This is a genomic window from Candidatus Borkfalkia ceftriaxoniphila (assembly GCF_004134775.1).
In the GTDB taxonomy this organism is placed as follows: domain Bacteria; phylum Bacillota; class Clostridia; order Christensenellales; family Borkfalkiaceae; genus Borkfalkia; species Borkfalkia ceftriaxoniphila.
This window is the reverse complement of the sequence record NZ_SDOZ01000002.1, coordinates 1,319,697-1,334,844: the sequence shown is the minus strand read 5'-3', so window position 1 is coordinate 1,334,844 and position 15,148 is coordinate 1,319,697. Positions and strand designations below refer to the sequence as shown.

Sequence of the window (15,148 nt, the reverse complement as noted above, 5' to 3'; positions counted from 1 at the left end):
TTTCTTTCCTTACACAAAAAATCGTGAATACATTTTATCATTTTTACAGCAATTCGTCAATGCTAATTGAGCACAACGTCCTTCAATCCGCTGTATTTTTTGAGCGCGAGCGCCGCGAGCGCTTCTACGCCGCCCGCCTCGAACGCCTCGTCGGAAAGTTTTTTCGCCGTAAAGATGACCGAGGGCGGATAGCGCAGGTTGCGTATCTCGTTGATGAACTTGCCGCTCTGGCGCGTGCCGAGAAAATCGCCGCTGCCGCGCATTTCCAGATCGTATTCCGCGATCTTGAATCCGTCCGTGTTGTTTTTTAATACGGCGAGCCGCGCGCGCGCCTCCTCGCCGTCCGCGCCCAAAAGAAGGAAACAGTAACTCTGTTTGCTGCCCCGCCCCACGCGTCCGCGCAGTTGGTGCAACTGGGAAAGCCCGAACCGCTCGGCGTTGTAGACGATCATGATGGTGGCGTCGGGCACGTCCACCCCTACTTCGATGACTGTGGTGGAAACCAGGCAGTCGAACTTTTTTGCCTTGAAGTTTTGCATGATCTCCGCCTTTTCTTTATCCTTCATCTTGCCGTGCAGAAGGGCGAACCTGACCGAAGGCAGGCGGTTTTTCAGTTCGTCGAAAAGTTCGGTCACGCTCATGACCGAGCCCTCCTCGTCCTCCTCGATCTTGGGACAGACGAAATAACTCTGATTGCCCGCCTTCGCCTCTCTTCCCACGTAGGCGAGCATATCGTCGTACTTGCGCGAGGGAACGATCGCCGTGGTCACAGGCGCGCGCGCCTTGGGCTTATCCTTGATCTCGGTGATGTCGAGATCGCCGTAAAAGATGAGCGAGAGGGTGCGGGGAATGGGCGTGGCGCTCATGACGAGCATATCCGCGCCCGCGCCCTTTTCCGAAAGCGCACTCCTCTGCGCCACGCCGAAACGGTGCTGCTCGTCGCACACGCACAGGGCGAGCGAGGCGAATTCCACGTCGTCCTGCAAGACGGCGTGCGTGCCGCACACGACGTCGAGTTCTCCCGCCGCGAGGGCGGCTTTGACGCTCTTTTTTTCCTTCGCGGAGGAAGAACCGCTCAAAAATCCCGCGCGGAACTCGGGAAGATAGCGGCAAATCAACTGATAATTCTGCTCGGCGAGCACTTCCGTGGGCGCGAGCATCGCCGCCTGATACCCGCTCGCGAGCGCCATATAGATGCCGCAGATCGCGACCGCGGTCTTTCCGCTGCCCACGTCGCCCTGCAACAGGCGGTTCATGCGGTTGGGCGAATGCACGTTTTCGTAAATATCGTCCACGGCGCGTTTCTGCCCCTCCGTCAGGGGGAAGGGAAAACGGGCGCAGAATGTTTCGACCTGCTCTCTCGTGCACGTATAGCGCAGCACGCGCGCGTCGTCCTTGCCGCCTTTGATGACCTTGAATGCGGAGATGAGGATAAAATATTCTTCCAAAGCGATGCGTTCCGCAGCCGCGTCCTTGTCCGCAAACGTCACGGGATTATGAATGTCGGAATACGCTTTTTTCAGATCGGAAAGCGCATACTTTTTCCGAACGGCAGGCGGGATCGCGGAAACGAGCGCGACTTTTCTGAGCGCGTCCGCCACCGCGTCGCGCACGGCGCGCTGGGAAAGCGAGCCCCGCAAGGGGTACACGGGCACGATGCCCTTGAGCCTGTAATTTCGTTCCAGCGGCTCGAACGTGGGATTGACCATGGAGGGCGCGCCGTACTTGTTCTGCACGCGGCCGTAAAAGAGGTATTCCCCGCCGCTTTTCAGTTTGTCGCGCACGTAGGGCGCGTTGAACCAGACGGCGGAAAAGGGCTCGCCGTCGTTTTCGCACCACACTTTGACAAAGGAGCGGCGCCCCGTGGAAACCGTCTGCGGCGCGGACGAAACGCGGCAGGAAACGAGCACCACGTCGTTGTGATAGCACGCGGACAGGCGCGAGGTCGTCGTCAGATCGAGATATGCGCGCGGATAAAAGCGCGCCATGTCTTCCGCCGTAAATATATTGAGTTTGTTGAGGTCTTTCGCGCGTTTGTCGGAGATCCCCTTCAATTCGGTCAGTTTCATTTTTTCGGTCCCAAAAAAATCAAAAGCGGGGCGCATAAAACTCCCCGCTGCTTTTTCCTATTCCAAAGATACCAGATAATAATAGATGGGCTGCCCGCCGTAATGATAATCGACGTCGCAATCGGGAAACCGTTCGGAAACCTTTGCCGCGAGCGCCTCCGCATCCTCTTCCGCAACGTCCTTGCCGAAGTACAGCGTGATGATCTCGTGGGTGCCGTCTTTCAGTTTTTCCAACAGCGTCAAGACCGTGTCGTCCACGGTGTCGCCCTTGGAAAGAATTTTTTTGTCGTCCAACCCGATGATATCCCCTTCCTTGAGTTGGAACCCGTTCAGGCTGGTCGAACGCACGGCGTAGGTGACTTGTCCCGCCTTGACGTTGTCCATCGAGTGGATCATGTCCGTCTTGTTCTCCTCGCTGGAACTGTCGGGGTTGAACGCGAGCGCCGCCGCAAAGCCCTGCGGCACGTTTTTCGTGGGGATGACGTGTATCGTGCGGTTGGTCACGAGCGCTTTCGCCTGTTCCGCCGCTAAAATGATGTTTTTATTGTTGGGGAACACGAACACGTGCTCCGCGTTGATCCTCTGCACCGCGTCCGCAATGTCGCTCGCGCTGGGGTTCATTGTCTGCCCGCCCTCGATTACGCGGTCTACCAGAAGATCTTTGAATATTTCCGAAAGCCCGTCGCCTGCGCAGATGGCGAGCATACCCATTTCCTTTTTCTCCGCCTCGCGCTTGGCGCGGAGCGCCCTGTTCTGTTCGAGCATGTTCTCGATCTTCACTCTGTCGAGTTCGCCGAGTTCCACCGCCGAAGAGAGCGCGAGCCCGGGATTATTGGTGTGCACGTGCACTTTCACGAGTTCCAGATCGCCGATGCAGATGACGGAATCGCCGATGGTCATCAGTTTTTCTTTGAGTTTGTCTATGTCCGCGAGCGTCGTCTGTTTTTTGAGGTTGATGATGAAAAATTCCGTGCAGTAGGCGAATTCAATTTCGCCTAGATCGAGATTGACGATATCCGAATTGTCGCCGAACGCGTCTTCCGAATCGGAAGTTTCGGGTTCGTATACGGCGGACTCGTCCACCTCTTCGCCGTTGAGAACGGACAAAAATCCGCGGTACACGCACAAAAGCCCCATGCCGCCCGAGTCCACGACGCCTGCTTTTTTCAATACGGGCAGAAGTTCGGGCGTCTTGGCGAGCGCCTCTTCGCCCTTTTTGATGACCGCGTCCAAAAACGCGTTGAATTCTTTGTATCTGGGAGCCGCCTGTTTGGCAAACTCGCTCATCAGGCGCGCCACGGTGAGCATTGTGCCTTCCTTGGGCTTGGACACCGCGCCGTAAGCGACCTGCGTGCCGCATTCCATAGCCTTGGCGAACGCTTTGATGGTGATCTCGTCGTACTTTTTGATTTCCGAACAGATCCCGCGAAACAACTGGGACAAAATGACGCCCGAATTGCCGCGCGCCCCTTTCAAGGCGCCCTTGGCGACCGCGTCGCAAAGTTCGGGCAGACGATTGGACGAGCATAGACCGAGTTCTTTGACCGCCGATTGTATGGTCAAAGACATATTGGTCCCCGTATCGCCGTCGGGGACGGGGAATACGTTCAATGAATCTACTTTCGCTCTGTTTATTTCAAGCACGCGCGCTCCCGAAATAATCATTTTGCGGAACTCGGCGCTGTTAATCGTTTTCGGCATGAAAAAGCAATCTCCTTAGATCCGGGACAGAATTACAGTCTGACCCCGATAATATTTACGTTGACCGTGTCAACTATCATACCCGTAAATTTCTCGACTCTGTATTTGACGCTCTCTTTCAAAGATTCGGCGACGGCGTTGATGGAGACTCCGAATTTTATAATGACGTACACGTCGATATAGATCCTGTCCCCGCTCGTCGTGACTTTCACGCCCCGCCCCTGCGTCTTTTTATTGAATAACTCGGAGAGGCTGTCCGTAAAACGGCGCGACACGGTTTCGACAATTCCGTAGCACTCTAAAGCCGCCTGCGAGGCGACTTTGGCGATGGCCATGTCGGATATGGAAATATTGCCGTAAGCATTGCTCGTTTTTACTGACATAATAACACTCCTGTATCACTGCTATTTTAAACTATTTTCACATAATTTGCAAGAAAAATACGAACGCGGACAATACATTTTTTTATTTTTCATAATTTTTGCGCAAAACGCCGTAAAAATAATTGCTTTTTTTCGGATATTTTGATAAGATAACAATGCTCGTTTCGGGCATAGCGCGGTTTCGCGCTGTTTATCATGATTATTTACCGTGGAGGTGTTTGATATGTCAAGAGTTTGCGTCGTTTGTCAGAAGGGGCAGAGTGCGGGTAACAACGTGAGCCACAGTAACCGCAAAACGAGAAGAACTTTCAAAGCCAACGTACAGAAAGTAAAGATCGTAAAGGACGGCAAAGTCGAGTCCGCTTACGTCTGTGCGCGCTGCTTGAAGAGCGACAAAGTCGAAAGAGCGTAACCGTTTTTGATTTTGAACTTTTCGCCCGCCTTCGGTTTTCCGAGAGCGGGCTTTTTTCCGTATTCGCAAAAACAAGGGGGTTCCCGTTCGGGAGCCCCCTTGTTTTACTTGCGCACAAAGACTCTTAAAACTTTTCGTATGACGAGGGGCGGTTTGATACAGATGATCCTCAAATGACGTTCACTCCTTTCCGCTCACGATTTTAAATACGAAAAGCGCGCCGCCGTCGCAAAAGATTTCCGCCTCGTCGGAAAGTGCGACGTTGCTCACGCCGCGGCAGCTCCCCGCCAGCAGGGTCAAGTCGGTAAGCGGATACTTTACCCCGCTACTCTCCATTATATGCGCCTCGTATCCCACGGGTGCGAGGCTGAACGTCCTGCCTTTACAGCCGCGGATCGGGAAACGCCCGCTCTCGCAGGAAATTTCGCTCGTTTTCGTGTACATCACCGCGTGCGCGCCGCGAAGCCGCGCCGCGTACAGCAACTGGATATTGCCCCAGAGATGGTCTTCCCTGCCGCCGCCTCCGCCGTAGATGGAAATTTCTTTCAGTCCCGCTTCCAGCAGTTTTTCCAGCGCGAGTTCGCCGTCGGTAAAGTTTTTTTCTTCGGGGTATCTGACGCCGTTTTCGGGCACGTAACCCAAAGAATCGAAATCGCCCGTCAGAAGGTCTACGCGCCCCGCTTTTTCCATTGCCCAGCGGTACGCGCCGTCGCAGCAGGCGACGAAATCGTCTTTCTCCACGCGGATCTTTTCTTCGGGCGGCTCGCCGTTTAGTAAAAGAATGCCTTTCAACTTATTTTCCTCTTTTCAGCGCGGCGATGGTCCCCTCCATATCGTCGGAACAAAAGACCGTATTGCCCGCCACCAAAATATTGACGCCCGCCGCGACGATCCCGCCGCAGTTCTGCAAATTCACGCCGCCGTCGATCTCCACGTCGGCATCGGGATTGCAGCGATCGAAGATCGCGCGCGCCTCCCGCGTTTTTTCCAGCACGTGCGGAATGAATTTCTGTCCGCCGTAGCCAGGAAATACGCTCATGACGAGCAGCATATCCACCTCTTCGAGCACGCCGTACACGGCGGAAAGGGGCGTATCGGGATTGATGACGGCGCCGCACTTCGCGCCCAGAGAGCGAATGAGGCGCAGCACGTCTTTGAGCGATGCGCCGCACGCCTCGTGATGTACGGTGACGATATCCGCCCCCGCTTTGATAAAGTTTTCCACGTGCCGTTCGGGCCGCTCGATCATCAGGTGCACGTCGAGCGGCAGCGAAGTATGTTTTCTGATATCGCGCACCATGTGATGCCCGAAAGTGATATTGGGCACGAAACTGCCGTCCATCACGTCGCAATGGATCAAATCGGCGCCCGCTTGCTGTAAAGTTTCCACCGCCTGCCCCATCGCGGAAAAATCCGCCGATAGAATGGAAGGCGCGATCTGGATGTGTTTCATTGTAACTCCTTTGTGTCGCTTTGGTCATCTTGCACTTCGCGCAGTCTTTTCGCGCGAAGTTGGCCGCAGGCGCCGCCGATGTCCGCGCCGATCTGGCGGCGCAGGGTGGCGGAAAGCCCGCTCTTTTCCAATATCCCCAAAAAACGGTACGCTTCCTTTTCCGAAACGGACGAAAGACGTTTTTCCTTGACTTCGTTGAGGCGGATGAGATTGACGTGGCATGGCCTGCCCTTTAAAAGTTCCGCCAAAAGTTCCGCGTGGCGCTTGTCCGCGTTTTCGCCGTCTATGAGCGAATATTCGAAAATATACCGCCGCCCCGTCTTTTCGAAATAATAGGCGCACGCCTTTAAAATATCTTCGATCTTATACGCGTTCGCCACGGGCATGATCTTTTTGCGCTCCTCGTCGAGCGGCGAGTGCAGCGACACGGTCAGATTGACGGGCAGATTTTCCTCGGCGAGTTCGTACATTTTCGGCACGAGCCCGCAGGTGGAAAGGCTGATGTTGCGCGCGCTGATACAGATGCCGCCCTCCGCCGTGACGTTTCTGAGAAACTTCACGGTATTTGCGTAATTGTCGAGCGGCTCGCCGCTGCCCATGAGCACGACGTTGGTGACGGCGCGCTTTTCGAGCGTGCCGCCGCGGCGCGCGTTGACGGCGAGCACCTGCGACAAAATTTCGCCGCCCGTCAAATCGCGCACCAGCCCGTTTAAGCCCGACGCGCAGAAAGCGCAGTTCATGCGGCAGCCGACCTGCGTGGAAACGCACTGCGTGCAGCCGTATTTATAACGCATCAACACGCCTTCGACGATGTTCCCGTCCGCGAGTTCAAACAGATACTTTTCCGTGCCGTCGGACGAAACGAACGTTTCGCGGATCTTCACGGGCTCGTCTTCAAACCGTTCGCAAAGTTTCGCGCGCAGCGTTTTGGAAAGTTCGGATAGTTCGGAAACGCGCTTTCCCTGCATCAGCCCGCGGAAGATCTGCGCGGCGCGGAACTTCCGCTCGCCCCACTCTTCCATCAAAATTTGCAATTCGGAAAGGGAATGATCCTGTAAAATCTCTTTCATCGTTTCCTCAGTTTTGCGACGTAAAAGCCCGCGCCCGACGAGATATGGGGCAGAAACTGCACGCCGAACCTCGTTGTCTTTCCCGCGAGCGGGCTATGTATTTTTTCCGCGGTAAAAGCGGGATTTTCCTTTAAAAAGCGCCCGACCACGTTGTCGTTTTCTTCGCGGAACACCGAACACGTGGAATAGTACAGCGCGCCGCCCTCTTTCACGTAGCGCGAACAGGCGGAAAGTATGGCGAACTGCGTTTCGGGAAGTTCGGTAAGGCTCTTTTCCGTGCGGAACAGTTTGATATCGGGATTATCGCAGACGACGCCGAAACCCGAGCAGGGCACGTCGCACAGGACGCCGCCGAACGCGTTTTCATAGGCGGGATCGAACACGGACGAATCGCGGCAGACTGCCGTGACGTTGTTTACGCCCATGCGCGCGGCGTACTGTCCGATGAGTTTTACGCGGTGCGGATGCAGTTCGAACGCCGTAACTTCTCTGCACTTTGCCGCCAGAAGCACGCTCTTGCCGCCCGGCGCGGCGCACGCGTCCAAAAAGCGTTCGGCGGGTTCCACAGCGTCGCAGACGGCGATTGAGCCGATTGACTGAAAGGTATATTTCCCCTCGTCGTAGCCCTCTCCGCGGCGGAAAGAGGAAAAGCGATAAACATGGTCGAAAGGCGTCTTTTCCCCGCCCCGAGCCAAAACGTTTTCTTCCTCTTGGGAACAGGCAAAACGCACGCACGCTTTGTTTTCTCGGAACGCGAGTATTTTTTCCGCCTCGTCGCCGTACTCTTTCAAAAGGCGGCGGACGGCGTATGCGGGATAAGAATATTTTTGCGCGAGCACCGCGATTTTATCCGCAGGCACGGGCACTTTTTCCGCGTCGAACGCGCGCAGAAATGCGTTCAGAAAGCCCGCGGCGCCGCCCTTTCCCAACTTTTTGCACAATTCCACCGCGTTGTCGGTGATCATATAGCGGGGCTTGTTCATAAAAAGCAGCAGATAGAGGGAGATTTTCAGCAGAATACGCACGGGAAGTTTGGGGCTTTTGGGCGCGAACGCGCGGATACAGTCGTTGAAATAGCCGTCGTTTTCCAGAACGCCGTAAGATATTTTTACCGTACGAGCGCGGTTCGCCTCTTCCATCGGCGTATCGGCGAGCGCCTGTTTGAGATACGCGCCGCCGCCGTAAACTTTGGAAAGGACGAGATAGGGATCACAGAAAGGATTCGTCATGCGTTTTCTCCCGTCAGCACGTCGCCGACGGCGATCTTGCGCCCGTTGACGAAGTCGGCGGCGCGCATGCGCTTGCCGCCCTCCGCCTGCACTTCCAGAAGGCGCACCGCGCCTTTCCCCGCCCGTACCAGAATGCCTCTCTTATCCGCGGCGATCACTTCGCCCGAGGCGCCTACCTCCCCTTCGGCGGTTTCCGCAAAAAAAACGTTGAGCGCCTTGCCGTTAAGATAAGTATAGGCGACGGGCGCGGGGTTCATGGCGCGGATGAGGTTTACGATCGCGGCCGCGTCCTCGGTAAAATCGATGCGCGCGTGCTCCTTTTTGATTTTTTTCACGAGCGTCGCCCGATCGTTATCCTGCGGCGTCAAGACAGCCTTGCCGCCCTTTAAAAGAGCGAGCGCCTCGACGATGCAGTCCGCGCCGAGCGCGGAAAGTTTTTCGGACAGCGTGCCTGCCGTATCCTCGGGGGCAATCGGGATACTCTTTTGCAGCAGCATATCCCCCGTATCCAGCCCGACGTCCGTCTTCATGACGGTGATGCCCGTTTCCGTTTCCCCGTTCAGAATACACGCGGCCACGGGGGACGCGCCGCGGTATTTGGGGAGCAGGGAAGCGTGGATATTATAGACGCCCGCGGGAAACGCGTTCAGAACGCTTTCGGTGAGCAACTGGCCGTACGCGCAGGTCACCATGAGATGGGCGCGCAGGCTTTCAAGTTCCCCGATATGTTCGCGGATCTTGGGAAAATCCAATACGGGAATGCCGCGCGAGCGCGCGAAAACTTTGAGCGGCGTGGGCGTAACGATCGCCTTTCGCCCCACGGGCTTGTCTGGCTGGGTGACGACTGCCGCCACCTCGTAACCTTCCTCTAAAATTTTTTTCAAGGGCAGAACCGAAAATTCGGGCGCGCCCGCAAAGACGAGTTTCATAGCCGCTCCTTTTTAATCCCTGGCGCCTTCCACAAATTCGGCGCGGTCGATATAGAGAACGCCGTCGAGATGGTCGAGTTCGTGGCACACCGCGCGGGCGAAAAAGCCCTTTGCGACGAGCGATTGTTTTTTACCGTACCGATCGAAAAACTCTACCTTGACCACGTTGGGGCGGGTGACGACGCCGTGCTTTCCGCGCACGGACAGACAACCCTCGAAACCCGTCTGGCTGCCCCTCGATTCGACGATGACGGGATTGACGAACTCGAAAAACCCTTCGTCCACGTCCACCACCACCGCGCGGCGCAAAACACCCACCTGCGGCGCGGCGAGCCCCGCGCCCTCTTCTTTTTTTACGGTATCTTTGAGATCGTCCAAAAGCATCCACAACTTTTCGTCGAACGAAGTCACTTCGAAACATTTTTTACGCAGGACGTCGTCGCCTACCTGCACAACTTTTCTGATTGCCATTTTGCTCCTCTTTTACATATGTATTTCCGCGCAACTTAACTGAGATTGGCGGGATTTTCTTCCACGTAGACGAGAACGTCCTTTCTCTTATGCGCCGCTGCGCATTCGTATATTTGCGGAAGAAGGGATTCGTCCGCGATCCGCATCAGCACCTGAAAGCGGAATTTATTCTGGATACGCTTGATGGGCGCCTTCATTTTATTGAAAAACAAAAATTTTTCGCGGTTGCTTTCGAACAGTTCTTTGAGAGGGAAATATACCTCTTTGAGCGCTTCGAGCGCCTTTTTCTCCTCTTCGGAGGAAACCATCACGCGCACGATCTTTGCAAAGGGCGGAAACGCGGTCGCCTTTCTGAGGGAAACTTCGTGTTCGAAAAATCCCTTGTAATCGTACGTTACCGCGTAGCGCAGGATATAATTTTCGGGATCGAACGTCTGCAAGACCACCTTACCCTTTTCCCGCGCGCGGCCGCTGCGCCCCGCGACCTGCGTGATGAGCTGATAGGTACGCTCGCCGCTGCGGTAATCGGAAAAATGCAGGCTCATGTCCGCGTCGAGAATCCCCACGAGCGTGACGGAAGGAAAGTCGTGCCCTTTGGCGATCATCTGCGTGCCGACCAATATGTCCGCCTGCCGCTCGGAAAACGCCTTTAAAATTTTGAAGTGCCCTTCCTTGCCCGCCGTCGTGTCGTTGTCCATGCGCAAAATACGCGCCTCGGGAAAGATCTTTTTCAGTTCCCCCACTACTTTCTGCGTGCCTGTGCCCGTGTAGTTCAAATGCACGCCGCCGCATTCGGGACAGGCGGAGAGCATATGGTACGACGCGCCGCAGTAATGGCATTTGAGCACGTTTTCGTCGCTGTGGTAGGTGAGCGAAACGTCGCACGCCTCGCACTTGGCGACGTAGCCGCAGTCGCGGCAGATGACGCTCTGCGCGAAGCCGCGGCGGTTCAGAAATAAAATGGCCTGGTTTCCCTTTGCAAGGCAATCTTCCAACTCCTCGCGGAGCGCCGCCGAAAACGGGGTATTGTTGCCCCGCCGCACCTCTTTTCGCATATCCGCCGTGACGATCTCCGGAAGCGGCCGCGCGTTGATGCGGTCGGGCAGTTCGTACAGTCCGAACTTTCCCTCTTTCGCCTGCAAGTACGTTTCCACCGAGGGGGTGGCGCTGCCGAGTATCAGTTTTCCGCCGTTGTATTCGGCGCGGAACTTTGCAATCTCGAACGTGGAATAGCGGGGATTGGTTTCGCTCGCATAGGAGCCGTCGTGCTCTTCGTCCACGACGATGGCGCCCACGTTTTCGACGGGCGCGAATACGGCGCTGCGCGCGCCGACGGCGATCTTCGCCTCGCCCGTCCTCAAACGCCACCATTCGTCGAATTTTTCGCCCGCCGAAAGGCCGCTGTGGATGATCGCCACGCTGTGACCGAACTTTGCCCGCAGTTGGGAAAGCATCTGCGGCGTAAGTGAAATTTCAGGCACCAGAAAGATTGCGCTCTTTCCCTCTTCCAGCATTTTTTTGATGAGGGTGAGATAAATTTCCGTCTTGCCGCTGCCCGTCACGCCGTGTACGAGATGCACCGTCTTATTCGAGGCGAGAATGCCCTCCACCGTTTTTTTCTGCGCGTCCGTCAGGGCGCGTTCCTCATGTTCTCCCTCCACGTCTTTATAGGGCGAACGTGCGACGCGCTGTTTTTCCAGCGCGATCGCGCCCTTTTCCGCAAGCGCGTTGACGGCGGCGCGGCCGAACTTTTCGCACAGGGCAGTATAATCGAAACGCCCGTTTTCGCGGATGAATTCCAGCGCCGACAACTGTTTGTTCGCGCGGGCGGAGAGTTCGCAGTCCTTTCGATAGACCGCCACGCTCTTATAAAGTTCCCGTACGCCCCCTTTGCGCATTTCGGCGGGCAGAAAGAGCCTCAATACGAGCGCCTTGGGGCACTTATAGCGTTCGGCGATCGAATAGGCGAGTTGCAGACATTCCTCGGTTAGGACGGGGATCTCGTCGACCACGGAGAGGATATTTTTCAATCTGTCCGCGGAAAAATCCGAGGTTTCCTTGAGGCGCATCACGTATCCGTCCGCGACGCCGCGCGAAAAGGGAACCTTGACGCGGCTGCCCGCCCGCACGTTCTCGCCCGCGCGGTATTCGAATATTTTGTCCACTTCGCTGTGGGCGATGTCCACGATGACTTCGGCTATCATTTCGCTCCGTAAAAAAACAGAATGCCCCGCCTATCGAAAACGGAGCAAACAAGGGGATTTTTTCCGCAGAAATGCGGACTGAACGTTCAGTCTCTCGTCAGGGAGAGTTTGCCGCTCTCGATCTCGCGGCAGGCAAACGCGATCTCTTTCATCTTGTCGGGCAGTTCCTTGATGCCCTGATTCTGTGCCTGGTCGATGACCTGGCGCGCCCTTTTCGCCACCACGACGCACAGTTCGTAGCGTGAAGCGGGATGCTCCTTCGTACCCAGTTTTTCCACCAATTTATCTACCGCAGGTTCGTTGATCATAAAATACCACTCCTAATTTCATTTTGTTTATTCCACGTTCTGTACCTGTTCGCGGATCTTTTCTATCTCGTTTTTCAAGGCAAGACCGCAATCGGTCACTTTCAAGTCGTTGCTCTTCGAGCAGACGGTGTTGCATTCGCGGTTGAATTCCTGTACCAAAAAATCCAGTTTGCGCCCTACGCGCTCTTCCCTGCAGATATTGCGGAACTGCGCGATATGCGAACGAAGGCGCGTCAACTCCTCGTCGATGTTGGCTTTGTCGGTAAACACCGCCACTTCCGTCAAAAGCCGCGCCTCGTCGTAAGCCGCGCCGTTTAATATCTCCTTCATGCGCTCTTCCAGTTTGCTCTTGTACTGCGCCGCAACGAGGGGGGCGCGCGCGGAGATCTCGTCGACCAGTTTTTCCACCGCGTCCATGCGCGAAAGCATGTCGTCGGAAAGTTTTTCGCCCTCTTTTTTCCGCATGGCGTTGAGATTGTCGAGCGCCTTGCAAAGGGCGGCTTGCAGCGCGTTCAAAAGCGCCTCGTCCGCGCCCTGCGTCTCTTCCTGCCTGACGACGTCGGGCGAGCGCATGAGCGCCGTGAGCGTGAAGTCGTCCGCAAGGCCGGGAAACAGATCTTTGAGTTTTTTTGCGGCGGCGCAGTAGCCCGACGCGGCGCCCGCGTCCACGTACAGCGACTTGGGCCGTTCGCGCTTGTCGATATAGTTCACGAACACGTCCAGATGCCCGCGCGTGATCCTTTCGCGCACTGCGGAACGGATGATCTCTTCGTAAGCGTTGAAAATTTTCGGGCTCTTGATCGCCACGTCCAGATAACGGTTGTTCACCGTTTTCACTTCGACGGAAATCTCGATGCCGTCCGCTTTGTATTCGCCTTTGCCGAAGCCGGTCATACTGAACATGGAGTCCTCTCCCGCTTTTTCGTTCTCGTGTGTATTATAGCAAAATATGCAAAAAAATTCAAGTAAAAACGGCGCTATTGCAGCATTTTGGAAAATTCCTCTTCATCGACGATGCGGATGCCGAGGCTTTGCGCCTTATCCAGTTTACTGCCCGCGGCCTCGCCCGCCACGACGAGCGTGGTTTTGCCCGTAACGGCGCTCTGGCACACGCCGCCGCGTTCTTCGACGGCTTTCTGCGCGTCGCTGCGCTTGAAATTTTTCAGCGTGCCCGTCAGAACGACGTTTTCGCCCGAAAATATCCCCTCCGCGCGCTTTTTGACAAAGGGCGATACGCCCGCCGCAAACAGTCTTCCGATCTCTTCCCTGTTTTCGGGCGAGGAAAAATATTCGACGACGTTCGCCGCCGTCTTTTCGCCGATATTTTCCAGTGCGACGAGATCTTCCGCCGTCGCCTCCGACAGCGCTTCGACCGAGCCGAAACGCGCCGCCAGATCTTTGGAGGCGACTTTTCCGATGCCGTCGATGCCGAGCGCGAACAAAAAGCGGTCGAGAGGCGCCTGTTTGGACTTTTCCAGCGCGCCCAGAAGATTTTTGATTTTTTTGTCGCCGAACCCTTCCAGCCGCGAAAGTTTTTCTTTATCCAACGAGTAGAGATCGGAAAAATTCGATACGCCCAGAACGTCGATGAGTTGATACGCGGTCATCTCGGAAAAACCTTCGACGTCCATACCGCCCTTGGAGGCGAAATTGGCGAGCGCAGCCGCCACGCGCGGGCGGCACTTTTTGTTGGGACAGAACACGTTCGCCCCCTCTTCGAAAAGTTCCGCGCCGCAATAGGGGCAGAAAAGCGGCTTTTGGATATCCACGCTCTCGCCCGTGTGCTCGTAGGCGCCTAAGATCTCGGGGATCACCTCGTTGCTGCGGCGGATGAGTACGCGCGAACCGATCTTGACGTCCTTGCGCAGTATGTCTCCGAAGTTGTTGAGCGTCGCTTTTCTGACGGTCGCGCCCGCAAGTTCGACGGGGGAAACGGTGGCGAGCGGCGTGAGTTTGCCCGTGCGCCCCACCTGCCAGGTGACGTTTTCCACCGTGGTAACGGCCTCTTCCGCCTCGAATTTGAAAGCGATCGCCCAGCGCGGAAATTTATCGGTGGCGCCGAGCGTGTCGCGCGCGGAAAATTCGTTGACTTTGACGACCGCGCCGTCGGTCAGAACGTCCAGCCCCTTGCGGCTCATTTCGATCCTTTCGATGGCTTCGAGCACCTGATCGCCGCCCGTACAAATTTCGAAAAAGCCGAAGACTTTGAATCCTTGTTCCTTTAAAAAGGCGACCGCCTCGCTCTGGGAATGCAAAAAGGGCTCGCTCGTGTAATTGACGTCGTAAAAATAGATCTCGGGCTTTCGCGCCGCGGTTACCGACGGATCGAGATTGCGGATGGCGCCCGCGGCGGCGTTGCGCGCGTTTTTGAGCGGCTCCGCCGCCGTTTTATTGTAATTTTCCAGAACGGAAAGGCGGATGATCGCCTCCCCTTTCACTTCCAGCGTGCCCTGATAGGGTATGGAGAGAGGGAAACTTTTGATGGTGAGCGCCTGCGCGGTGACGTCCTCTCCGACGCTCCCGTTGCCGCGCGTGGTCGCGCGCACGAATTTCCCCTCCTCGTAGGTGAGGCACATCGTGAGCCCGTCGAATTTGTATTCCACGGTATAGCCCACCTCGCCGCACGCCTTTTCGACGCGCGTGAAAAAGGCGCGCATCTCGTCCTCGGTGACGGCTTTATCCAGGCTGTACAGCCGTTCGATATGCTCGTGGCGGGAAAACGCCTTGACGGGCTCGCCCCCCACCCTTCGCGTGGGAGAATCGAACAGCACTTCGCCGCTCTCTTGTTCCAGTTGCTTGAGTTCGTCGTACAGCCTGTCGTATTCGCGGTCGGGCACGGACGGATCGTCGAGTACGTAATATTCGTACGCGTAGCGATTGAGAAGTTCCACGAGTTCGCGCATTCTCTGCATAGAGTTC

General features: G+C 56.0%; 14 protein-coding genes. 1 reads left to right on the top strand and 13 read right to left on the bottom strand.

Going from position 1 to position 15,148, the window contains the following annotated elements:
* Positions 1 to 62: 62 nt before the first annotated feature.
* The 3 genes from recG to ESZ91_RS06255 are packed head-to-tail and all read right to left on the bottom strand — an operon-like array spanning position 63 to position 4,153.
* Positions 63 to 2,069: an ATP-dependent DNA helicase RecG gene (gene recG, locus ESZ91_RS06265; protein ID WP_161971079.1), complete on the bottom strand. Its 2,007-nt coding sequence runs from the start codon at positions 2,067 to 2,069 to the stop codon at positions 63 to 65.
* A 57-nt stretch (positions 2,070 to 2,126) separates the two neighbouring features.
* Positions 2,127 to 3,770, bottom strand: a complete 1,644-nt coding sequence (locus ESZ91_RS06260; protein ID WP_129225219.1) for a DAK2 domain-containing protein — start codon at positions 3,768 to 3,770, stop codon at positions 2,127 to 2,129.
* A gap of 32 nt (positions 3,771 to 3,802) precedes the next feature.
* Positions 3,803 to 4,153 (bottom strand): Asp23/Gls24 family envelope stress response protein, encoded by a 351-nt coding sequence (locus ESZ91_RS06255; protein ID WP_129225217.1) that lies wholly within the window; start codon positions 4,151 to 4,153, stop codon positions 3,803 to 3,805.
* A gap of 223 nt (positions 4,154 to 4,376) precedes the next feature.
* Here ESZ91_RS06255 and rpmB point away from each other — a divergent pair, with 223 nt between their 5' ends.
* Complete coding sequence (gene rpmB, locus ESZ91_RS06250; protein WP_129225215.1) at positions 4,377 to 4,565, top strand: 50S ribosomal protein L28; 189 nt, start codon at positions 4,377 to 4,379, stop codon at positions 4,563 to 4,565.
* Positions 4,566 to 4,745: 180 nt separating this feature from the next.
* Here the strand turns inward: rpmB and ESZ91_RS06245 are convergent, their stop codons facing one another.
* The 10 genes from ESZ91_RS06245 to ligA all read right to left on the bottom strand — a co-directional run bounded on the left by ESZ91_RS06245 (position 4,746) and on the right by ligA (position 15,141).
* Positions 4,746 to 5,357, bottom strand: coding sequence for a thiamine diphosphokinase (locus tag ESZ91_RS06245; protein WP_129225213.1), 612 nt, complete (start codon positions 5,355 to 5,357; stop codon positions 4,746 to 4,748).
* Between the two features lies 1 nt (position 5,358).
* Positions 5,359 to 6,018, bottom strand: a complete 660-nt coding sequence (gene rpe, locus ESZ91_RS06240) for a ribulose-phosphate 3-epimerase (protein ID WP_129225211.1) — start codon at positions 6,016 to 6,018, stop codon at positions 5,359 to 5,361.
* On the bottom strand, positions 6,015 to 7,088 hold the full coding sequence (gene rlmN / locus ESZ91_RS06235; RefSeq protein WP_129225209.1) for a 23S rRNA (adenine(2503)-C(2))-methyltransferase RlmN: 1,074 nt from the start codon (positions 7,086 to 7,088) through the stop codon (positions 6,015 to 6,017). Before rlmN ends, rpe begins: the two co-directional genes overlap by 4 nt.
* Positions 7,085 to 8,317 (bottom strand): transcription antitermination factor NusB, encoded by a 1,233-nt coding sequence (locus tag ESZ91_RS06230; RefSeq protein WP_129225208.1) that lies wholly within the window; start codon positions 8,315 to 8,317, stop codon positions 7,085 to 7,087. Before ESZ91_RS06230 ends, rlmN begins: the two co-directional genes overlap by 4 nt.
* Positions 8,314 to 9,246: a methionyl-tRNA formyltransferase gene (gene fmt, locus ESZ91_RS06225; RefSeq protein WP_129225206.1), complete on the bottom strand. Its 933-nt coding sequence runs from the start codon at positions 9,244 to 9,246 to the stop codon at positions 8,314 to 8,316. The genes ESZ91_RS06230 and fmt overlap by 4 nt, the downstream gene beginning before the upstream one ends.
* A 12-nt stretch (positions 9,247 to 9,258) precedes the next feature.
* Positions 9,259 to 9,717 (bottom strand): peptide deformylase, encoded by a 459-nt coding sequence (gene def, locus ESZ91_RS06220; protein ID WP_129225204.1) that lies wholly within the window; start codon positions 9,715 to 9,717, stop codon positions 9,259 to 9,261.
* A gap of 35 nt (positions 9,718 to 9,752) precedes the next feature.
* Positions 9,753 to 11,921: a replication restart helicase PriA gene (priA, locus tag ESZ91_RS06215; protein WP_129225202.1), complete on the bottom strand. Its 2,169-nt coding sequence runs from the start codon at positions 11,919 to 11,921 to the stop codon at positions 9,753 to 9,755.
* Positions 11,922 to 12,007: 86 nt separating this feature from the next.
* The gene (gene rpoZ / locus ESZ91_RS06210; RefSeq protein WP_129225200.1) at positions 12,008 to 12,229 is read right to left on the bottom strand and encodes a DNA-directed RNA polymerase subunit omega; all 222 of its coding nucleotides are present in this window, start codon (positions 12,227 to 12,229) and stop codon (positions 12,008 to 12,010) included.
* A gap of 27 nt (positions 12,230 to 12,256) precedes the next feature.
* On the bottom strand, positions 12,257 to 13,132 hold the full coding sequence (locus ESZ91_RS06205) for a YicC/YloC family endoribonuclease (protein ID WP_129225198.1): 876 nt from the start codon (positions 13,130 to 13,132) through the stop codon (positions 12,257 to 12,259).
* Positions 13,133 to 13,206: 74 nt separating this feature from the next.
* Positions 13,207 to 15,141, bottom strand: coding sequence for an NAD-dependent DNA ligase LigA (ligA, locus tag ESZ91_RS06200; protein WP_201270861.1), 1,935 nt, complete (start codon positions 15,139 to 15,141; stop codon positions 13,207 to 13,209).
* Positions 15,142 to 15,148 lie beyond the last annotated feature (7 nt).